Raw genomic sequence first — 20,914 nt, 5'->3', positions numbered from 1 at the left:
CCAAGGATTCGACCATGGCTGAACCCATTTCCACCGGCACCACCACCGCCATTGCCGTCACCGGCGTTGGGGCCATCACGCTGCTGCCCGGCGTGGACGCGGCGACGGTGCTCGGCGCCTTTGCCGGCGCCGCGGTGTTCGCGCTCAATTCCGACGACATGTCGACAGCCAAGAAGCTCGCTTTTCTGGTGCTGTCCATCGTGGCGGGCTGCCTCGCCGCACCGCTGGCCGCGGCGCTGATCGCCAAGGCGCTGCCTACCGACGCAGAGGTGAGCCACGGCGTCGGCGCGCTGGTGGCCTCAGCGGTGATCGTCAAGCTCCTGTTGATGCTGATACGCGTGGCCAGCAATGGAGACCGCCTCGTCGGCTACTTCCGCGGTAACGGACAAGGAGGCAACAAGTGACCATCCATTTCTTCATCCAGGCGACGCTGTGCGCACTGATCGCCATCCGCCTCCTGCTCTTCCGGCGCGCCGGCGCCGCGCACCGGCCTTGGGCCGCGCGTCTGGCCTATGTGCTGATCGTGCTAGCGGGCGCCGTCACCATCGGCGTGCTGTTTGGTCGCTACGACTGGGCCATGCTCTCCCAGAGCGGCATCACAGCCGTGCTGTGCCTCGCCGTGTATGCCGTGCGGGGCAATGTGGTGGAGCTGTTCCGCATGGCGGATGCCGATGGCGGCTGCTCTTGGCTCGTTCGCTTCCTCCGGAGATCCTGCGATGACCATCCTGCGACTCGGTGACGTTGGCGCGGATGTACGCGAGTTGCAGCGCCTGCTGCGCGAGCGTGGCGCCCAGCTGGAGATGACGGGCGACTTTGACGCCGCGACACTCGCAGCCGTGCGGGCCGCGCAGGCACGATACGGTCTGGTAGTCGATGGTATCGCCGGGCCGAAAACGTTACTGGCCCTGCAGCGCGACACGCGGCAACCGGCGCATCTGAGCGCCGCCGATTTGCAGCGTGCCGCCGACGTGCTGGAGGTGCCCCTGGCGGCAGTGCGGGCGGTGAATGAGGTGGAGAGTCGCGGTTCCGGCTTCCTGGCGGATGGCCGCCCGGTGATCCTGTTCGAGCGGCACATCATGTTCCGGCAACTAAAGGTGGCTGGCCGTGACGCCGACGCGCTGGCACGCCAGTACCCGAACCTGGTCAACGCCGCACGGGGCGGCTATGCAGGCGGTGCCGCGGAACACATGCGGCTCGCCCGAGCCGCTGACATCGATGAAGCCTGCGCGCTGGCTGCGGCAAGCTGGGGACTGTTCCAGGTGATGGGCTATCACTGGGAGCGCCTGGGCTACCCCAGCGTGCAGGCGTTTTCAGCTTGCATGCGCGACAGCGAAGCCGCCCAGCTCGACGCGTTCGTCCGGTTCATCCTCGCGGATCCGGTACTGCACAAGGCGCTCAAGGCTCGCCGCTGGCCAACGTTCGCCAGCCTTTACAACGGCCCGGCATACCGCGAGAACCTCTATGACGTGAAGCTGGCACGCGCCTTCGCGCGCTATGACGCCGAAGAAAAGGAGCCGGCATGAATCGCAGCCTGGCCCGCTTCCTCGCCGTCGGCGTGCTGCTGCTGGGTGTCGCCGGCACCGGCGCCTGGATGACGGATCGCTACCAGGCCGCGCAGAAGCGCGCCAGCGACGCCGAAGCGATGACGGCCAGTCTCCGGTCACAGCTCGACAGCACCGAGGCCGGCGTCATCAAGGTGACCGAGTATGTCGACCGGGTGCATACGGTCTATGTCAAGGGCGACACCATCATCAAGGAGATCCCGCGCTATGTCCCTGCTCAAGCTGACGCCGCTTGCACTATTCCCATTGGCTTTGTGCGCGTGCATGACGCCGCCGCTGCCGGCACCGTGCTCGGTCCGGGTGCCGGAGATACTGATGCGGCCAGCTCGGGAATTGCACTCTCTGCCGTCGCCGGCGCCATTGCCGGCAACTACACCGTCTGCCACGGCAACGCCGAGCAGTTGAACGCCCTACAGCAGCTGCTCCGTGACCAAGGGGCAACCGTCATTGGGGAGGCTCCCGCGCCATGATGAAGCCCAACAGCCTGCGCGAAGCGCTGACGGCGGCCGTGCCCGATCTGGCACGCCACCCGGAGAAGCTCCATGTGTTCGTGGACGAAGGCCGCCTGGTGGCTACCGGCGCAAGGTCGCTGTCCTTCGAGTACCGGTACACGCTCACGCTGATCGTGACCGACTTCGCAGCCGGTTCCGACGAGATCATGGTGCCGGTGCTGGCTTGGCTGCGCGTCAATCAGCCCGAGCTGTTCTTCAGCCCGGCACAGCGCGAGGACGGTGTGAAGTTCGAGGCCGATATCCTGAACCACACCACCGTGGATCTGGCCCTGAAGCTGCCGCTGACCGAGCGCGTCACGGTGCGTGTCAACGGGACCGGATACCAGGTAGAGCACCATCCCGAACCGGTCAACGAAGACGACGATCCGGCCACGTGGTGGCCGGCAGCGCCATGAGCGACTTGCGCACCCTGGAGGCATGGGCCGGCGCCCTGCTCTCTAACCTGGAGGCGCTAGCGCGGCGCGCGCTGGCACGGGCCGTGGCCACAGAGATGCGCCGCCGGCAGGGCGCGCGCATCGCCGAGCAGCGCAATCCCGACGGGTCGGCCTATGAGCCGCGCAAGCCGCAGCTGCGGCTAAGGCCGGGGCGCGTGCGCCGCGCGATGTTCGCGCGCCTGCGCACTACCCGCTTTCTCAAGATGGAGACGAGTCCGGACGCCGCCGTGGTGACCTTTGTCGGCCGCGCGCAGCGCATCGCCGCAGTCCACCAGTTCGGGCTGCGTGATCGGGTCAACCGGGCCGGCCTCGAGGTCACGTACCCGCAGCGCGAGCTGCTCGGCTTTGACGACGCCGACGTGGACCGCATCACCGATCTCGTGCTCGCACATCTCACCGCCTGAGCCTGGCTGTTGTACGGCCGGATCTCACAACACCCGCCGCGTGACCGGTTCGCGCGCGCACGGCACGCTGGCGGGTATGGACTCCACCACCGAACTCGCCCGCCTGATCGAGAATCTGATCCGCCTCGGCACTGTTGCCGAGGTTGATACCGGCACCCCGCCGCGCGTGCGCATTGCCACGGGCGGCATCACCACCGATTGGCTGCCTTGGCTCGAGCGGCGCGCTGGCGCCACCCGCACCTGGAACCCACCGACCGTAGGCGAACAGGTGGTGATGCTGTGTCCAAGCGGCGAGCCGCGCAACGGCGTCATCCTGGCGGGTCTGCCGTCCGACGCGCGAGATGTGCCCAGCCACAGCGCCGACGAAACTGTCGCCCTCTACCCGGACGGCGCCATCACGCGCTACAACCACGCCTCCGGCGCTCTGGAGGTGTCCGGTGTCAAGACCGTGCTGCTCCGGGCCGGGCAGCAGGTGGTGGTGGAGTGCCCGCAGACCACCTTCAAGGGAAAAGTCACCGTCGAAGGTCTGTTCAGCTACCAGGGCGGTATGTCTGGTGAGGGTGGCAGTGGTGGCGCCGGCACGCAAATCCGCGGCAATATCACGCACACCGGCGGCAGCCTGTCGTCCAACGGCGTGGTCCTGGACAGTCACGACCACGGCGGCGTCCTGCGGGGCGGCGACTGGACGGAGGGCATCCAGTGAGCTACCGCGGCATGAATGCCGGCACCGGTCGGACGCTGACCGACTGCGAGCACATCGCGCAATCGGTGCGCGACATCCTCACAACGCCGATCGGCACGCGTGTCATGCGGCGCGACTACGGCTCCCTGCTGCCGCAGTTGGTCGACCAGCCACTGCATCGCGCCACGCTTCTGCGCGCCATGTCGGCGTCGGTCATGGCTTTGGTCCGGTGGGAACCCCGACTGCGTGTCACCCGGGTGGCATTCGACGCCGGGGCGAATGGCGCCCTATCCATCGACATCGAGGCCGAGCGAGTGGACGGACCGCGCGCTGAGGCAACCCGCCTGCACATCCCCCTGCGCGGAGGCACCCCATGACCACCACGCCCATCGACCTGTCCCGCCTGCCTGCGCCGAACGTGGTCGAGGTGATCGACTACGAATCCCTGCTGGCCGAACGCAAGGCGCATTTCGTTTCGCTGCATCCCGTGGCCGAACGTGCGGCGGTCGAGGAAACGCTCAAGCTCGAATCCGAACCGATCGTCAAGGCGCTGCAGGAATCCGCCTATCGCGAGATGGTGCTGCGCCAACGCGTGAACGACGCGGCGCGCGCCGTCATGCTGGCCTACGCCGAGGACGCCGACCTGGACCACCTTGGCGCGCTGTTCGGCGTCAGGCGCTTGACCCTGACGCCTGCGGACCCCGAGAACGGCATCGCTGCGGTGATGGAGAGCAACTCGGACTTCCGCAAGCGCATCCAGCTGGCGCCGCAAGGCTTTTCGGTAGCCGGCCCGGCCGGCGCCTACCGCTCGCATGCGCTCGGCGCCGACGGCCGCGTTCTTGACGCATTGGCCACCAGCCCGGCGCCCTGCGAGGTCGTGGTGACGATCCTTTCGCGTGAAGGCAACGGCCAGGCGCCACAGGACTTGATTGACGCCGTGGCCGGCGTGCTTGGCGCGGATGATGTCAGGCCGCTCACCGATCTGGTCACAGTTCGGTCGGCTCAGATCGTGCCCTACCAGGTACGCGCGAAGATCTACACCTTCCCCGGTCCGGATTCGGGTGTAGTACTGGCCGAGGCCAATGTGCGCCTGGCAGCCTATACCGCGGAGACGCACCGCATCGGCCGAGAAGTCACGCTGTCGGGCCTGTACGCAGCCCTGCATGTGGACGGTGTCGAGCGCGTGGAGCTGCTGGAACCGCTGGCCAATGTCAACGCGTCGCAGACCCAGGCAACCTACTGCAGCGGCACCGATATCCAGCATGGTGGCATCTATGGCTAACCTGCTGCCGCCCAACACAACGCCGCTCGAGCGCTACCTGGCCGCGGCCAACACCCGGCTGGGCGCCGTCCCGTCTCCCCTGCGCACCCTGATGCGACCGGACGAAATCCCGGCATCCGTGCTGCCCTGGCTCGCCTGGCACATGGGCGTGGACGCCTGGAAAGCCTACTGGCCCGACCAAGTCAAGCGCGCCCGCGTCAAGGCCGCAATCCCGATCGCACGCAAGAACGGCACTGCCGCGGCCGTCCGGGAGGTCGTTGCTGCCTTCGGCGCCAACATCGCTCTGCGCGAGTGGTGGCAGGAGACCCCGAAAGGCACGCCCGGCACGTTCGCGCTGGTTCTGACTATCAGCGGCCGAGACGGCCAGGCCGCGACCGCGGCATTCGTCGCTGACGTGATCGCGGAAATCGACCGCACCAAGCCTGTACGCGCGCACTACACCGTCACCCAGGGCCTGCAGGCGCAGGGTGGCCTCGCATTCGGCGGTGGAGCGCGCGCCGCTATCTACACCCGCCTCTCTCTTTCGGACGCCTGAGACATGCCAGGACTACTTTTCAAGCTCACCAGCGCTGGCCGCGCCGCCCTGGTCAACCCGGAGAACACCGGCACCGTATCGCGCCAGGTGGTGTCGGTCGGCATCGCAACCGCACCTTTTGCGCACAATGATGGCCTGACCGCGTTGCCCAACGAGCGCGCGCCGCGCTTGACCACCGTGGCGGGCGATACCGTCGCGGACGACACGATTCACGTGACCATGACGGACAACTCGGCCGACCAGTACACCATGTACGGGTTCGGCCTGTACCTGGACAACGGGGTGCTGCTCGGCACCTACGGCCAGGACACGCCCATCGTGGAGAAGTCGCCGGCAGCGATGATGCTGCTGGCGACCGATATCCTGCTGACCACGGTCGACACCGCGGCGCTGACGTTCGGCAACACATCGTTCCTCAATCCGCCCGCCACCACCACGGTAAAGGGTGTGGTCGAGCTGGCCGACAACACCGAAACGCAAATCGGCACGGACGCAACGCGGTCCGTCACGCCGGCAGGCCTCTCGTCGCGCACCGCAACCGATACGCGCACCGGCCTGGTCGAGCTGGCCACCAACAGCGAAACCCAAACCGGCACGGACGCAACGCGGTCCGTCACGCCGGCCGGCCTCTCGTCGCGCACCGCGACAGAAACGCGCACCGGGCTCTTGGAAATTGCCACGCAGACGGAGGTTGACCAGGGAACCGATGATGCGCGCGCCGTGACCGCGAAGAAGCTGCTCGCGCGACTAAAGCTGCTGGGGTTCGGCGGGGTCGGCACCGAAGGCGCCATCACCGATATGGACGACGCCACCGTGCCGGGAGGTTTGCTCTATGTTCCCGGCGCAGCAATCAATGTCCCGCTGAACCTCGGGCCAGGTGTGGCGCTGCATCGCCCGTACGGAACCGCTGGATTTCAGCTCTTCTCTCCGTATAGCTCCGACCGCATCGTATTTCGCCGTCGCACCAGCAATGCGTGGCAGGCCTGGAAGGAACTCGCCCTTCTCGATAGCCCGACCTTTGTCGGTACCCCGCTGGTCCCGACTGCAGCCAAGGGCACAACCACCAAGCAAGCCGCGAGCACTGAATTCGTGATGGCGGCTATCGCCGACCTGGTCGCCTCGTCTCCGGGCACCCTCGACACGCTCAAGGAGCTGGCCGAGGCCCTGGGGAACGACCCGAATTTTGCGACCACCGTCACGACACAGCTGGGCAATAAGTTCGACAAGGCCGGCGGCGTGATCGGCCTGCAAACGTCCGGCTGGCCCGCCATCAACGCGCCGACCGCTCGAATCATCGACGGGGGGAATACGCAAGCTGCGAACGGGCCGAGTGGCGGCCTGGCTATCGAGTCATACGGGCCTGGCGTGCAGCTCATTGACCGGTCCGCAGGCGCTCGCAATGCTCAATTGATGGCGGACGGCAGCATTCTGTCAGTGTCCTTCGACACCACTGCCGCGCCTGGCAGCTACGCGTACCAGTTCCTGTTCAGCGCCGATGGATACATGGCAGTCGGCGGGCCGCTTTCGTCCGCTGCAGCCATTCGTATGGGGCTGCCGATACCTGGCGGAGCCGTTTCGCAGCATGGCATCTACAACAACGTGGAGTTCAACGAAACGGCCACGAGCACCGGAGCCACCTATTCGTCGATCCCGAGGGTCAAGGACGCCGCCTTCACGATGGCAAGCCTTGTCGGCTTCTTCGCACCCACGCCAGTGGTTGGCGCCAGTGCGACCGTGACAGAGTACGCCGGTCTTATGGCAAATGACGTGACGCTGCCGAACATTCTGCGCAAGATCGGCGCGCGGCTTCGCATGGGCGCAGGTCCTGACAAGTGGAACCTGTATGGGGACGGTACCGCATCGAACCACCTCGCAGGCAAGCTGCTGCTCGGCACTACTGCCGACAACGGCAATCTGCTGCAAGTCGCTGGGTCGGCCAGCATCGCTACCCGCCTATACCGCGGCCTGGACGCTGACCTTGCGGTCGGGGCAACCTCCATTGCAGGAATCCAGAATGCTGCCACCGGCAACGACAGCTACATCAACACGGCCCGGTTTTCGAATGACACCCAACCGGCCGGCATCAACATTGGTAAGTCGCGCGGTGTCACCGTAACGACCCAAGGCGCCGTTCTTTCCGGCGACCCGCTGGGCCATGTCAATTTCTGCGGCTCCGATGGCGTCGGCATGAACGTCGCTGCGCAAGTCGAGGTTGTCGCGAGCGAGAACTACACCACGACGGCCCGCGGCGCGCATATGGATTTCCGCACCACCGCGCCGGGGACCACTGCGCGGGCCGTGAAGATGCGCCTTGCAGACAACGGCGAGCTGCGAATCGGCAATACCGCGACCGATGGAAGCGGTGCGAAACTGCAGGTAACCGGCTACGCGACGGCTGACACCCCGCCGGCCGGCGACAGCTCGCGCAAGCTGGCGACGACCGCGTGGGTCATGTCGACTCTGCTAACCGCCTCTGTTGGGCAAATCATCATCGAGCCGCGCACCACCGCGCGCGCAGGCTGCTTGAAGCTGAACGGCGCGCTACTTAAGCGTGCGGACTACCCCGAGCTGTGGGCCTACGCTCAGGCAAGCGGCGCGATCGTGACGGATGCCGCATGGCTCGCCGGCTCCTGGGGATGCTTCTCCCACGGCGATGGCAACACGACGTTCCGCATCCCTGAGTATCGCGGCGAATACCTGCGGTTTTGGGACGACGCACGCGGCGCGGACGCTGGCCGGGGCATCGGTGTGTTCCAGGACAGCCAGAACAAGACGCACTCGCACGCCGCCTCCGCTACACCAGTCGGCGACCACAACCACGGCGCCTGGACCGATGCGCAAGGCTGGCACGGTCATGGCGTCAACGATCCCGGCCATGCCCATAGCTTCCAGACCTGGACCGGCGGTGGGGCCACCGGCGCTGGACGCGTCTCTGGTTCTTACGTAACGAACGCCGACGCGTGGGCCGGTACATCCGCCTCATATACCGGCATCTCGATCGCCGGCGATGGCTCGCACGCACACAACGTAGGGGTCGGCTACGCCGGCAATCACAGCCACGCAATCACGGTCAATGCAGACGGCGGCGCGGAAGTTCGGGTTCGCAATATCTCCGCGCTCGCCATGATCCGTGCCTTCTAAGGAGTTTCCCCAAATGATGATTCACCACTACGACAGCCATACCGGCCAGTACATCAGTAGCGCGCTGGCTGACCCGGATCCGCGCAACCCGAGCGCCTGGCTGCAGCCGGCCTTTACCACGCTCGTACCGCTGCCGGAGCGCAATCGCTACGAATGGCCATTCTTCCGCGATGACGCATGGGTCATGCTGCCGGATTACCGGGGCGTCATTCTGTACCGCACGGAAAGCGGCGAGCCTGCCGAGCTTGGCGTCCCAGGCGTTACACCCCAGGAGGCGGGCCTTACTCCGGATCCGCGGCCGTCCGAGCTGCACCGCTGGACCGCCGAAGGCTGGACGCTCGACGCCGCCTTGGTCGCCGAGCGCACCCGTGCTGCTGCGATGGCCGAATTTGACCGCCTCATGGCGATCGCCAGGGAAGCGAACGCCGGCAAGGCAGACGCCTATGCGGCCGGCTTGCTGGACGCCGTAGGGGCCGCCCTGTTCAAAGCCTGGTCTGCGTACCAGCTCGACCTGGTGCGCGTTGTCAATTCGACTGACTTCCCCGTTGTGGCCGACTGGCCCGAGGCGCCGAACGTCGAAGCCATCACCGCAGCCATTGAGGCAGAGGAAGCGGCAAAGGCCGCAGCCCGCGCCGAGTATGACGCCCTTGTGGCCCTGGCAAACGAAGCGACGGCAGGCAAAGCGGAGGCCTACGCAGCAGGACAACTCGACGCCGTGCAGAAGGCGATCTACGAGGCCTGGCTGTCTTTCCTGCTGCAGCTGCAGCACGTCGCGTTGGCGCCGACATTCCCCCTCTGTGTCACGTTGCCCACGCAACCAGATGAGGCAGCCATCGAGGCGGGGGTTCATGCCAAGGACGGTGCGGCCAGTGCCGCCGAGGGCTCGTAACCACTGACCGCCGGGGCGCCAAGGCGTAGCGCCCTCAACTATTCGTTGTGCGGCTTCTGCCTACAACAGGAACCGCACGACAACCTCGCGCGTGCGCAGCATCCTGCCGGGACGATGCTTTCCATCGTCTGCCAATCTCCCGGAGGACTGCATGGCAACCGACTACCACCACGGCGTACGCGTCATCGAGGTCAATGATGGCACCCGCCCAATCCGCACTATCGCCACGGCCATTCCGGGCCTGGTGACCGTCGCCGAGGACGCCGATGCCACGGCGTTCCCCCTCGACACCCCCGTATTGCTGACCAACCCGCAGGCAGCCATCGGCAAGGCCGGCTCCAAAGGCACGCTGCGCGCGAGCCTCGAGGCCATCACCGACCAGGCCAACCCGATGACGGTGGTCGTTCGTGTCGCCGAGGGCGCGACCGAAGCGGAAACCACCAGCAACCTGATCGGTACCACCAACGCCGCCGGCCGCTATACCGGCATGAAGGCCCTGCTGGCCGCGAAGACGCGTTTTGGCGTGACGCCGCGCATTCTGGCCGTGCCTGGGCTCGACAAGCTGGAGGTCGCCACGGCGCTCGCTTCGATCTGCCAGAAGCTCCGAGCCTTCGGCTATGTCAGCGCGCATGGCTGCGCCACCAAGGAAGAGGCGGTGGCCTACCGCGAAAACTTCGGCCAGCGCGAGCTGATGCTGCTGTGGCCTGACTTCGTGGGCTGGGACACGGCCAACAACGCCGAGCGCAACCTGTGGGCAACTGCCCGGGCGCTGGGCTTGCGCGCGAAGCTGGACGAGACGGTCGGGTGGCACAAGACGATCTCCAACGTCCCGGTCAACGGTGTCACCGGCGTCTCCAAGGACATCTACTGGGATCTGCAGGATCCGGCGACCGATGCCGGCTACCTCAACAGCAACGAGGTCACCACGCTGATCAATTTCGAGGGCTTCCGGTTCTGGGGCTCGCGCACCTGCAGTTCCGAGCCGCTGTTCGCTTTCGAGAGCGCCACCCGCACCGCGCAGATCCTGGCAGACACCATGGCCGAGGCGCATGCCTGGGCCATCGACCTGCCGCTCACGGCTTCGCTGGCCCGCGACATCGTCGAGGGCCTCAATGCCAAGTTCCGCGAGTGGACGCGTCTTGGCTACCTGATGGGCGGCACCGCCTGGCTGGATGGCGGCATCAACACCAAGGACACGCTCAAGGACGGCAAGCTGTGGATCGACTACGACTACACGCCGGTCCCGCCGCTGGAAAACCTGCAGCTGCGCCAGCGCATCACCGACCGCTACCTGATGGACTTCGCCGCGTCGGTGAACGGCTGATAGCGGGCATTCAAGAGAGGAAAACACCATGGCAATGCCACGCAAGCTCAAGAACTTCAACGTCTTCGCCGACGGCGTGAGCCACGTCGGCGAATGCGAGGAGATCACCCTGCCGAAGCTGACGCGAAAGCTCGAGGAATACCGCGCGGGGGGCATGAACGGCCCCATCGACCTGGACTTCGGTAACGAGAAACTGGAGCTGGAAACCACCTACGGCAGCATCATGCGCGAGATCCTCAAGCAGTACGGGGTGACGCGAGCCTCTGCCGCGATGGTGCGATTCGCCGGCGCCTACCAGCGCGACGACACGGGCGACATGGACGCGGTCGAAGTCGTCGTGCGCGGCCGGCACACCGAACTTGACTTCGGCACAGGCAAGGTCGGTGACAGCAGCCAGTTCAAGGTCAAGTCTTCGCTCGCCTACTACAAGCTGACGATCAACGGGGAAGTGTGGGTCGAGATCGACCACGAGAACTTCATCGAGGTCGTGTTCGGCGTGGATCGTCTGGCCGAGCAGCGCCGCGCGATGGGCCTGTAACCCCAGACCGCTGACAGTCCGCTGGCCCGCCTTGGGCCAGCTCCCCCACCTTTTCCGAGAGCCATCATGAACGAAGTGAAGTCCGAAACCATCACCCTGGATACCCCGATCACCCGCGGCAAGGAAGTCATCACCGCCATTACCGTGCGCAAGCCTGCCGCCGGCGAGCTGCGCGGCTGCAGCCTGGTCGACCTCATGCGCATGGAAGTCACCGCGCTGCATACGGTGCTGCCCCGCATTACCACGCCGACCCTGACCGCCCATGACGTGAGCCAGCTGGATCCGGCGGACATGACGCAGCTGGCCACGGCGGTGAGCGGTTTTTTGCTGCCGAAGGCGGCGAAGGCCGAGGCCTACCCGCCCGAGTCGAAGACGCCATCGCCGACGTTGCAGTGATTTTTCATTGGCCGCCTGACCGTCTGTTTGAGATGGGGGTGGCCGAACTGATGGAGTGGCGCGAGCGCGCCAGGCAACGAAGCGGATCCGACGAATGAGCGTGCCACGTAACCTGAGACTGGAGGTCGTCCTGCAGGCGGTGGACCGCCTCACCCGACCTTTCCGCAATGCCATGGGCAGCAGCACCGAGCTGGCCCGCACGGTACGCGCTGCGCGCGACCAGCTGAAGGAGCTGAACCGGACTCAGGCCAACATTGACAGCTTCCGCAAGCTGTCCAAGGACGCTGCGATCGCGGGCAACCAGCTGCGTGCCGCGCAGGCCCGCGTCAAAGCGCTGGCACAGGAAATGGACGGCGCGGAGCGACCCTCGGCCGCCATGACGCGCAACTTCAACGCGGCAGTCCGCGAGGCCCAGATGCTGAAGCAGCGTGGCGCCGACCTGCAGCAGAGCCTGGAAGGGGTGCGCGGCCGGCTGCAGGCCGCCGGCATCAGCACCACCTCGCTGCGGCAGGCCCAGGGCGACCTGCGCAGCCAGATCGCCCTGGCCACCGAGGCGCTGACGCAGCAGGAAGCGCGGCTGAAGGCAGCCGGGGAGCACCAGCGCCGCCTAGCCGCCGCCCAGGCTGGATATACGAAGGGAATGGCTACCCGCAATGCCATGCTGGGTGCCGGCGTTTCAGCGTCCGCGGCAGGCGGCGTGGCCCTGACACCAATTGCCAAGGCGGTGAAGGACTATGTGTCCTTCGAGGACGCCATGCTCGGCATTGCCCGGCAGGTCCAGGGCGCGCGAGACGAAGGTGGCAAGCTGACGGCCGTCTATTACGACATGGCCAGGCAGATCAAGCGGCTCGGCGAGGAGCTGCCGATTCCTACCACGGCCATCGCCGAGATGGTGACCGCCGGCGCGCGCATGGAAGTGCCTCGCGAGGAGCTGGTCGCCTACACCCGCACCGTCGCCATGATGGCCACCGCCTTCGACGCGGTGCCGGACGAGATTGCCGAAAGCATGGGAAAGGTGGCGAAGAACTTCCGCATCCCGATCAACCAGATCCAGGCGCTCGCCGATTCGATCAACTACCTGGACGACAACGCCATCAGCAAGGGCGGGGACATCATCGACGTGCTGAACCGGATCTCCGGTGTGGTCTCGACGGTTCGGATGTCCTCGTCGGACGCCGCCGCGCTGGCCTCGACGCTGCTCACGCTGGGCGAACGCCCGGAGACCGCCGCCACCGCCGTCAACGCCATCGTCCAGAAGTTCGCCGCGGCCGAGAAGGGCACCAAGAAGTTCCAGGCGGCGATGAAGGAAATCGGGCTGTCCAGCGCCGCCATCCAGCAGGGCATGGCCACCGATGCCACCGGCACCCTCTTCGAGGTGATCCAGGCGGTGCAGAAGCTGCCCAAGGACAAGCGCATCGGCGTGATGGTTGAGCTGGTCGGCATGGAGCATTCCGATACGCTGGCCAAGCTGGTCGACAAGCCGGACGAGTTTCGCCGCCAGCTGGAGCTGGCCAACGGCCGCGGCGCCGAAGGGTCGATGTCGCGCGAGTTCGCCGCGCGCCAGGAGACCATCTCAGCCCGCTGGCAGCGGCTGCAGAACCAGTTGTTCAACGGCAGCAGCGCTGCCGGAGAGGTGATGCGCTCGACCATTGTCGGGCTGATGGATACCGTGGGAGAGCTGGTCAGCCGCTTCAACGCGTTCGCCCAGGCAAATCCGGCGCTGGTCGGGTGGCTGATGAAGGGCGCCGCGGCGGCAGGCGTGCTGCTGTCCGCCATGGGTGCACTGACGCTTGCGATGGCTGCAGCACTGGGGCCGCTTGTGATGACGCGCTATGGGTTGCAGATGCTGGGTATTCGGCTCTCCACGCTGGTGCCATCGCTTTCGCGCGCCTCGGCCGCCTCCACCCTGCTGGCCCGTGGCGCACAAGTGCTTGGCATTGCGGGCAGCCGACTGGCGCCGGTGTTCAGCATCGCCACCAGTGCAGCCGGTCGCTTCGGCGCCCTTCTGACCGGCGCAACGAGCCGAGCCGGGGCGCTCTTCAATGTCCTGCGTGGCCTGGTGTTGCTGCCGTTCGCATGGCCCATCCTCGCGGCTGTGGCGGCATTGGCCGCCGGCGCAGCGCTGGTCTACAGGTATTGGGCACCCATTCGCGCCTTCTTCACCGGCCTGGGCAGCGGCATCGCCAGCGCCTTGGGCCCGACGGCCGCCGGCTTCGCTGACGCGTTCATGCGCTCGGTGGCGGCGGCGTGGCGTCTGGTGACCGCGATTGGAAGCGTGGTCATGGCCATTCCGGGCGTCAGCGCTGCGTTCGGCTTGGTGCGGCAGGTCGTAGGGCCGCTGCTCTCCAACCTGTGGGGCTGGCTGACGCGCCTCATCGCGCCGGTGCAAGACATTGGCGGCGCCGCACAGTCCATGGGACAAAGGATCGGCCAGGCCATCGGCACGGTGCTCGGCATGCCGCTGCGTCTGGCGACGGCCTTCTATGACGCCGGCGCGCAAGTCATGGCTGGCTTTGCCAATGGCATCACCAGCGGGCTCGCCCGGGTGCGCGACGCCGTATCCGGTGCAGCCGGCGCGGCGGTGACCTGGTTCAAGGAGAAGCTGGGTATCCACTCCCCCAGCCGCGTCTTCGCTGAGCTGGGCGGCTTCACCATGGCAGGGCTCGAGCGCGGGATCAACCAAGGCCAGGGCGGGCCCATGGGCGCCATGGCACGGATCACGCAGGCACTGGCCAGCGTCGGCGCTGGCGTGGCTGTGGGCACCACACCCGCGGTGGCCGCCGTGAAGTTCGATACGCGGCCGCCCGTGTCGGCAACTGCAAGCGCCGCGGCGCCTGCCCCAGTGCAGCAGGCCGCGCCCATCACCATCAACGTCTACGCGGCGCCAGGCATGGACGAACGGGAGATTGCGCGCCTGGTGGATGAGAAGCTGCGGCAAGCCGAGACCCAGCGCGCCGCCCGGGACCGCTCCCGACTTACCGACAGGGATTGACACCATGATGATGGCCCTCGGGCAATTCGTGTTCAGCCTGGACACGGCGCCCTACCAGGACTTCCAGCAGCAGATCGGCTGGCGGCATCCGGCAAACAGCCGCACCGGCCGCCGGCCGGCCCGCCAGTTCCTCGGTCCGGACGACGAGACGATCACCCTAGCCGGCGTGCTGGCGCCGGAGGTGACCGGCGGCGACGACTCGATCGAGGACCTGCGCAAGCTCGGCGACAGCGGCGAGGCCCACGTGCTCATCGAGGGCACCGGGCGGTACTACGGCCTTTTCGTGGTGGAGACCATGCAGGTCACCCGTACCTACTTCTTCCAGGACGGCAAGGCCCGACGCATCGAGTTTACTCTTAAGCTGGCCCGGGTGGACGACGAGGCCGAAGCGCTGATCGGCAGCGGCCTGGCGGACGACGCGAAATGACTTTCTCAGCCGTCCGAGCCGAGCCGCGCACCGCCAGCGGTCGGGAGCCGCGTCCTGTCTACCAGCTGATCCACAACGGGACGAACATCACCTCCCGTTTCCAGGGGCGCCTGATGTCCCTCACCCTGACGGACAACCGCGGCTTCGAGGCTGACCAGCTCGACATCGAGCTGGACGACCACGACGGCATGCTGGACCTGCCAGAGAAGGGTGTGAGGCTGTCGCTGGCGCTCGGCTGGAGCGACGCGGGCGTAGTGGAAAAGGGCATCTTCAAGGTGGACGAGATCGAGCACAGCGGCCCGCCCGACCGGCTCACCATTCGCGCACGCAGCGCCGACCTGGGCAGCGACCTGACGACGCGCAAGGAGCGCAGCTTCCGCAACAAGACCATCAGTGCCGTGGTGCGCGCCATCGCCAGCCGCAACCAGCTCGCGGCAGTGGTTGCGCAGCAGCTGGCCGACCAGGTCATCGAACACCTGGATCAGACTGGCGAGTCGGATGCCAACCTGCTGTCCCGGCTGGCGAAGGACTACGACGCGATCGCGACGGTGAAGCAGGGAAAGCTGCTCTTCATGAAGGCCGGCGAGGCATTGAGCGCGTCGGGTATTGCCCTGCCGCTGGTGACCATCACGCGATCGTCGGGGGACACCCATTCGTTTGGTATTGCCGACCGCGAGAACTACAACGGCGTCAAGGCGTTCTACCAGGACACGCGCGGCGCGAAGAAGGGCGAGGTGGTCATCGACGCGTCGAATGCCGCAGCGGTCAATGAAAAGCCGGCCAAAGGGAAAAGGAACCAGTCAGTTGCCACGGCGCCCAACCCTGACAACGTGAAGGTGCTGCGGCATACCTACGCGTCGAAAACCAATGCAGAACGGGCGGCGCGCGCGGAATGGCAGCGGATTCAGCGGGGCATGGCGACCTTCACGATCACACTCGCACGCGGGCGGCCGGATCTGTTTCCCGAGCTGCCCGCTGCCGTGCGCGGTTGGAAGCCGCAGATTGATAACACCAGATGGGTCATCACCAAGGTCACGCATCAGCTCACAGACCGGGGATACACGTCTGCGTTGGAATTGGAAATCAAGCCGTCGTCGCTCGCCGAGGCAGATCAGGGATAGAGGGAACGCCGCCTCGTTGTCGAGGTGAGCCGAATAACACCAGGCTGAGGTGCTTCACGGGCGTGCGAGGCATCATTGCAACGCCTTATCTGGAAGCGACGACGTAGGACCGTTGTTGGCCATGAAGCGTCGTTGCCCCCGCGATCCCTCGGTCGTTCGAACGTCGGCTCCCACCAAGCTAACAGACTCTCGATGAGCCAGCGATGAATATCCCATCATTGGCCGTTGCAGCCGGTCGAGGCCGCCGGCACGCGCCCGAATTGCTGATCGGTCGGCAAGCGATCCAGGCTCAGCAAGTGCCAGCAGCACTTGACGGCCACGTGCGCCTGCGCAGTGCCTCGACGACAATTCGCTTTTTCCATGGGGAGCCGTAAGGGAGCGCTATTCCGCGGCCGCAGTGGGACAACTGGCCGATTTGCCGGGAGCCGGAGGTTGCTCGCCGCGTCATACCGCTATATCCCGCGAACCAGATGAAAGCCGAGCCTGCACCAATGTCGCCAAGCAATCGCTAGGGTGAGGCCACCAGCGCCGTCACCCTCAAGAGAGCATTATCACGTCGGTGGACAACTGGGTAGAGCGTCATGCAACGAACTCAGGATGCCTGACGGCCGATCGCGATCACGCTCGGCCGTCCGTCTTCGTCCTCGATGCGCGGAAAGACGCCCGATGCAATGCTCTGCCTAACCGCAACCTTCAACTCAGCAACATCCCAACTCCCCTGTTCGATAGCGCCCAGAGCATCGCCGGCGACTGCGAATCGCCCACCACAGGCAGCGCAGCGGTAGATGCGGCTACCACGCAGGCGATCTTGTCGGTCGAGCCAGCGTCGCGCCAGCACATCGCATAGTAAGCAAGGTACGGCTTCGGTTGTACTCACAGTCTGCCCCCCCGGTCGATTACCCGACCCGCCAGAGCGCGGGCCTTGGAGTTGCCACCTATTGCCAGCAGCAATTCAGAATGCGCCACTGCAAGAGCGTGCATTGTGGAATGCATGCCTCATTACCCCACCCTGGACGGCCAGTACACACAGTGGGAACGCTGCCAACATGCGCACGACCCCGGAGGCTATCCACCCCAAAATGATTCTGCCCTCGCCTGCCATGGGCTCCAGAGTTCAGGGGTCAGCATCAGGTACAGCAGGGTAAAAATGGCCAATCCTGTGTGATGGTCATGTCCCGCGGTCGCAGCAGCATTGGCCTAAGTTTCATTTAAGAAACGTGCTCTGACGAGGTAGAACTGTTTGGGAGACAACAAAACCAATTCACGCGACGACCTCGGCACACCGCCCCCGCTTTTGGGGCAATCCATTTTGCCCTATGGGAACAAGGCCTCCTCTCCAATTCCGCCATACGGCTGATACCGTGGACCGTTGCAATTACGTAACCTTCGCCCCCGCCGATGGGGGACTAGGGGTTATGACAAGATACCCGGGTTTAGATTCTATCGGGACTGCCGCGGGGGAAACGTCATCATAGTCCGCACGAAACGCAGCCGACTGTTGCTCCGGGCACGATGATTCGCTATGCGCGCGGCGAATTAAAATTCCCGACAATGGCCGCAGCTAGCCTGGCCTTGAGCTGCTTCAGGTAAACGGCCATCTGGGCTTGGCTCGGTGCCGTGCCCAGAAACACTTCGAGGTCGGCCTGCAACTCGGGAGACTGATCGCAAAGGGCTTGCGCCCGGCGTATCTGAAAATCGTCAGCGGGACGGGTGGGCTCGGAGGTTACTATCATGGCTGTGCCATGGCTGCAGTCGGATATGTCGCCGAAGATTGTGAAAGGAGACAGCACATTTTGTAAATGTGTCGTCACGAGGGAACATCCAGCCGGTGATTTAACGAAACAGGAACGCGATTTCATCGACACTAACCCGCGCGATGGAGACACCCTTCTGCTTCTGGATTATGAGATGTTGCAACAGTCGGCGCCGTTGCTCCAAGAAAGTGGCAGCATTAAACGGCAAGGCAGCTTGTGTATAGTACTCAACCAGTAGCTTATAGGAGCGATGCCGCAATTCCAGCGTTTCACCCGTGGACTGGAGGCGCTGAATCTCCTCTGCATGCTTCTCTTCTGCTTGACGTCGTTCCTTAAGTGAAAGCGCGTGCAGATCACGAAAGAAGTCGCGCTCCGTCTGCACCTTGTGCAATTCCTCCCGCAACGCACTTATTTTCTCGTGCAACCTCCAAGCGAGGGCCAAGGATGCCAAAATACACGAAACGCGCCGCGCTCGCCCATATCCGCGCCCGAGCACTCGACTGCCTCGACCCCACTCGGGAGCGGGCGGTGCTGAGCGGCAGCGCAGTGGCTGGCCACTTGCATGAGATCGCCGAGATCAATCACAAGTACGTGCGTGACTATGGCGCCAACAGTCTGGGTGCCGTCGTCGCCGATCTGCAGGTCTGTCCGTTGATGCGCTTGCTCCGTATTCTGGCCAGGGTTGAATCGATGGAAATGAGCGACGCCAGGTAGATTCGGGGAGTGGACAGGCCCGCCGGGTACTTTTCTCCACAGCTCGGGCGAAATTCCCCTAGTCGTAGGACCGTTTGCGAGGCGGATGATGGGGGCGCCACCACAGCAAAAAAAAGCCACCATTACGCTGGTGGCTTGTCGGGAATGCGTCAGGGGTCAATTAACTCTGGCGCAGGGCAAATTTTAACGGAATGAAATCGGCGTTGTCACCGCTGACAGTTGATTCCCCCACTTTTGGGGGGTCTGCTTGCCGGGGCGAATACTATAGCTGCGCAAAGGCCATCAACTGCCGGAGCGACAGTGGAGGCGGATGACCGTTGGACTCGGATAGCAGTCATCGGGTTGTGGAAGACTTGAACGGCGCAGAAGGGTCGAGAGGCGTCTCCGGCGCCAGGCCGCCGACAACAGGAGATGCCGGCGGCCGAGACCGGTTATCAAGAGCCACTGAGCAACCCAGCGGCAGGTCATCCCCGCGGTATTCCCGCACCGCCGAGATTGCGCGCAGGGGCCCAGTATGGGTCTCCGGCGCTTTCTGTCATGCACTCATACACATCCGACGTGGCCATGGTTGCGAGGGAGCCCACCGAGAATTCCTTGCCGCTCCACCGGCAAACGGCTGGAGGATTCGGTTGCAGCAGCCAGGCTGCCAGCAGCACGCTCGCGAAGAGGGTCAGGATGATGGCGAATTGGGCAAATAGCAGCATGTGACACGCCGTGCCACTGCTTTGCCGGCAATCTGGCAATTGCCGTTGACCGGACCGCGATGCAGGCCTGATGTTCGGGCCGTTGAGATGGTCTAGCCATTCATCGAGATCGCGCACGATGCTGCGATAGTGGGCGCGTGAGATGTCGCTGGGAATTTGGCCGCCATAGTCCTCCAGCAAAACACGATAAATCGCCGCGGTTTCAACGCCTTCTGCAGCGGCAATGCGCTCGACGCGTCGTCCGATATTGAAACGTTGGCGTAGCAGCAACGGTCGGTCGTCTGGCGCCTCCGCGCTCAGTGTCACATGGTTGGTTTGATTAAACGTTGGTGCGGCAAACGTTGCACTGCCGCCGATGACCTGGCCTACGTTCCCGAGAAATTTGAAGCGCGATTCCATGCTCTTTTGAGACGGTCGCGCAGGTGCCAGTGAGGCGTGTCGCCACGCCACCGCCCTGGTGGTTGAAGCGAGAACCGCTATTTGACGGCATGTTGCACGCAGCATGTGTGCCACCAAAGTAGGGGGTGCGGCAGCACTTGCTACTTTGTGCGCTTCTTCTTTCCGCCGACATTGATAGTCACCGGCTCGTTCTGCTGGTAGTCGCCCTCGATGTTCTTCACTTCGCCAACTTGGCCATGGAACACCATGCCAGTGCGGCCCGGCGTAGCAACTGGCGGTTGCATGCCGCTGATCAGCGCTAGTACGCCAGTTCGGCCTCGGGCGTCGAGCATTCGATACCCAGCAATTACAGCCTCTTCCTCTGCTGCCAGGCTGGACATGTTGCGGCGGCCGGTCACAACGTAAAGAACGTCCACGCCAACTGACGCTGCGATGTGCAGGAATTCCGCATTAGGCATAGCCGAGCCCTTCTCCCAAGCCAACTGGGAACCCTTCGAAGCGCCGCCCAGAGCGGCAAAGGCAGGTTGAGAGTAGCCAAGACGCTCACGTTCCTCTTTTAGTCGAGCGCCGATGCCGACTCTAATTTCTGTACCATCGCCGTTGACCATATCAGTTTTCTGTACCATAATCGGCGTGTAGTGCATCACTATCCCGCACAAGTATATCCGCCATGCACCGCGCCAAAGTCCCTGTCTCCCGTGCCCCGCGGGGCGTTGATTCAAAGAATCGGGTCACTGTCAGCCTGATGCCCGACGAATTGGAACGCCTCGCGAAGCGGGCAAAGCTGGAAAACCGCTCCGCATCGAGCCTGGCCCGTCTCTTCATCGTGGCAGGCATGGACGCCGAAGACGGCCGCGCTCCCAGCGCGTCGTGACCATTCCCCTTTCTGTCGAGGACAGCATGTATCCCGATCCGAAACGAGTGCGCGACAACCGCATCACCCTCCGCCTCGATGATTACGAGTTCGCCTTGGTCACCGCGCTGGCCAACTATGTCGGCGAGCAACCCGCGACGCTGGTCCGTGAAACGTTGCTTAACCAAGCGCGGCTTCTACTGCCCGTCGAGGCCAATGTAGAGCCCCGCCGCGCCTGACCCAAGACGACG

25 protein-coding genes are annotated in these 20,914 nt (G+C 64.8%); 22 read left to right on the top strand and 3 right to left on the bottom strand.

What is annotated here, in order from left to right; translation table 11 throughout:
* Positions 1–14 precede the first annotated feature (14 nt).
* The 19 genes from RALTA_RS04390 (at position 15) to RALTA_RS04295 (ending at position 16,239) form a co-directional block, all read left to right on the top strand.
* A complete protein-coding gene (locus RALTA_RS04390; RefSeq protein ID WP_012352227.1) occupies positions 15–404 on the top strand; it encodes a putative holin in 390 nt (129 codons plus the stop codon).
* Positions 401–739, top strand: a complete 339-nt coding sequence (locus RALTA_RS04385; protein WP_012352226.1) for a phage holin family protein — start codon at positions 401–403, stop codon at positions 737–739. Before RALTA_RS04390 ends, RALTA_RS04385 begins: the two co-directional genes overlap by 4 nt.
* Positions 717–1,523, top strand: a complete 807-nt coding sequence (locus RALTA_RS04380) for an N-acetylmuramidase domain-containing protein (protein WP_012352225.1) — start codon at positions 717–719, stop codon at positions 1,521–1,523. The genes RALTA_RS04385 and RALTA_RS04380 overlap by 23 nt, the downstream gene beginning before the upstream one ends.
* Positions 1,520–2,032 carry a hypothetical protein gene (locus tag RALTA_RS04375; protein WP_012352224.1) on the top strand — a complete coding sequence of 171 codons (513 nt, stop codon included), beginning with the start codon at positions 1,520–1,522 and terminating at the stop codon, positions 2,030–2,032. The genes RALTA_RS04380 and RALTA_RS04375 overlap by 4 nt, the downstream gene beginning before the upstream one ends.
* Positions 2,029–2,469, top strand: coding sequence for a phage tail protein (locus RALTA_RS04370; RefSeq protein WP_012352223.1), 441 nt, complete (start codon positions 2,029–2,031; stop codon positions 2,467–2,469). The genes RALTA_RS04375 and RALTA_RS04370 overlap by 4 nt, the downstream gene beginning before the upstream one ends.
* Positions 2,466–2,912 (top strand): phage virion morphogenesis protein, encoded by a 447-nt coding sequence (locus tag RALTA_RS04365; protein WP_012352222.1) that lies wholly within the window; start codon positions 2,466–2,468, stop codon positions 2,910–2,912. Before RALTA_RS04370 ends, RALTA_RS04365 begins: the two co-directional genes overlap by 4 nt.
* 76 nt (positions 2,913–2,988) lie before the next feature.
* On the top strand, positions 2,989–3,615 hold the full coding sequence (locus tag RALTA_RS04360; protein WP_041232301.1) for a phage baseplate assembly protein V: 627 nt from the start codon (positions 2,989–2,991) through the stop codon (positions 3,613–3,615).
* A gap of 11 nt (positions 3,616–3,626) precedes the next feature.
* Entirely contained in the window at positions 3,627–3,971 is a 345-nt protein-coding gene (locus RALTA_RS04355; RefSeq protein WP_041232300.1) for a GPW/gp25 family protein, read from the top strand.
* Complete coding sequence (locus RALTA_RS04350) at positions 3,968–4,876, top strand: baseplate J/gp47 family protein (protein ID WP_012352219.1); 909 nt, start codon at positions 3,968–3,970, stop codon at positions 4,874–4,876. Before RALTA_RS04355 ends, RALTA_RS04350 begins: the two co-directional genes overlap by 4 nt.
* Positions 4,869–5,411, top strand: a complete 543-nt coding sequence (locus RALTA_RS04345; protein ID WP_012352218.1) for a phage tail protein I — start codon at positions 4,869–4,871, stop codon at positions 5,409–5,411. Before RALTA_RS04350 ends, RALTA_RS04345 begins: the two co-directional genes overlap by 8 nt.
* A 3-nt stretch (positions 5,412–5,414) precedes the next feature.
* The gene (locus RALTA_RS30690) at positions 5,415–8,552 is read left to right on the top strand and encodes a bacteriophage large tail fiber protein (protein WP_012352217.1); all 3,138 of its coding nucleotides are present in this window, start codon (positions 5,415–5,417) and stop codon (positions 8,550–8,552) included.
* Positions 8,553–8,565: 13 nt separating this feature from the next.
* Positions 8,566–9,441: a tail fiber assembly protein gene (locus RALTA_RS04325; protein WP_012352216.1), complete on the top strand. Its 876-nt coding sequence runs from the start codon at positions 8,566–8,568 to the stop codon at positions 9,439–9,441.
* A 151-nt stretch (positions 9,442–9,592) separates the two neighbouring features.
* Positions 9,593–10,765 carry a phage tail sheath protein gene (locus RALTA_RS04320; RefSeq protein WP_012352215.1) on the top strand — a complete coding sequence of 391 codons (1,173 nt, stop codon included), beginning with the start codon at positions 9,593–9,595 and terminating at the stop codon, positions 10,763–10,765.
* 28 nt (positions 10,766–10,793) lie between these two features.
* Positions 10,794–11,303 (top strand): phage major tail tube protein, encoded by a 510-nt coding sequence (locus RALTA_RS04315; protein WP_012352214.1) that lies wholly within the window; start codon positions 10,794–10,796, stop codon positions 11,301–11,303.
* A gap of 66 nt (positions 11,304–11,369) precedes the next feature.
* A complete protein-coding gene (locus RALTA_RS04310) occupies positions 11,370–11,699 on the top strand; it encodes a phage tail assembly protein (RefSeq protein ID WP_041232082.1) in 330 nt (109 codons plus the stop codon).
* Positions 11,700–11,731: 32 nt separating this feature from the next.
* Positions 11,732–11,797, top strand: a complete 66-nt coding sequence (locus tag RALTA_RS31075) for a GpE family phage tail protein (protein WP_373380265.1) — start codon at positions 11,732–11,734, stop codon at positions 11,795–11,797.
* Positions 11,794–14,691 carry a phage tail tape measure protein gene (locus RALTA_RS04305; RefSeq protein WP_012352213.1) on the top strand — a complete coding sequence of 966 codons (2,898 nt, stop codon included), beginning with the start codon at positions 11,794–11,796 and terminating at the stop codon, positions 14,689–14,691. Before RALTA_RS31075 ends, RALTA_RS04305 begins: the two co-directional genes overlap by 4 nt.
* A 4-nt stretch (positions 14,692–14,695) precedes the next feature.
* Positions 14,696–15,118, top strand: a complete 423-nt coding sequence (locus tag RALTA_RS04300; RefSeq protein ID WP_012352212.1) for a phage tail protein — start codon at positions 14,696–14,698, stop codon at positions 15,116–15,118.
* Entirely contained in the window at positions 15,115–16,239 is a 1,125-nt protein-coding gene (locus RALTA_RS04295) for a phage late control D family protein (RefSeq protein WP_012352211.1), read from the top strand. The genes RALTA_RS04300 and RALTA_RS04295 overlap by 4 nt, the downstream gene beginning before the upstream one ends.
* A gap of 1,833 nt (positions 16,240–18,072) precedes the next feature.
* Here the strand turns inward: RALTA_RS04295 and RALTA_RS04285 are convergent.
* Entirely contained in the window at positions 18,073–18,375 is a 303-nt protein-coding gene (locus tag RALTA_RS04285) for a hypothetical protein (RefSeq protein ID WP_157877117.1), read from the bottom strand.
* Between the two features lie 62 nt (positions 18,376–18,437).
* On the opposite strand from RALTA_RS04285, the gene RALTA_RS04280 reads away from it, so the two are divergent.
* Positions 18,438–18,707, top strand: coding sequence for a hypothetical protein (locus RALTA_RS04280; RefSeq protein ID WP_012352206.1), 270 nt, complete (start codon positions 18,438–18,440; stop codon positions 18,705–18,707).
* Between the two features lie 464 nt (positions 18,708–19,171).
* Here RALTA_RS04280 and RALTA_RS30220 read toward each other — a convergent pair whose 3' ends face one another.
* Together RALTA_RS30220 and RALTA_RS04270 are read right to left on the bottom strand one after the other, a co-directional pair.
* Positions 19,172–19,810, bottom strand: coding sequence for a hypothetical protein (locus RALTA_RS30220; protein ID WP_012352205.1), 639 nt, complete (start codon positions 19,808–19,810; stop codon positions 19,172–19,174).
* Between the two features lie 140 nt (positions 19,811–19,950).
* Positions 19,951–20,454, bottom strand: a complete 504-nt coding sequence (locus RALTA_RS04270) for a helix-turn-helix domain-containing protein (RefSeq protein ID WP_157877116.1) — start codon at positions 20,452–20,454, stop codon at positions 19,951–19,953.
* 101 nt (positions 20,455–20,555) lie between these two features.
* Here RALTA_RS04270 and RALTA_RS30960 point away from each other — a divergent pair, with 101 nt between their 5' ends.
* A complete protein-coding gene (locus RALTA_RS30960) occupies positions 20,556–20,684 on the top strand; it encodes a hypothetical protein (RefSeq protein ID WP_277915533.1) in 129 nt (42 codons plus the stop codon).
* A gap of 26 nt (positions 20,685–20,710) precedes the next feature.
* Entirely contained in the window at positions 20,711–20,902 is a 192-nt protein-coding gene (locus RALTA_RS04265; protein WP_041232294.1) for a hypothetical protein, read from the top strand.
* Positions 20,903–20,914 lie beyond the last annotated feature (12 nt).

Source organism: Cupriavidus taiwanensis LMG 19424, assembly GCF_000069785.1.
Taxonomy (GTDB): domain Bacteria; phylum Pseudomonadota; class Gammaproteobacteria; order Burkholderiales; family Burkholderiaceae; genus Cupriavidus; species Cupriavidus taiwanensis.
The sequence above is the reverse complement of the archived record's forward strand: the minus strand, read 5'-3'. Positions and strand labels throughout refer to the sequence as shown.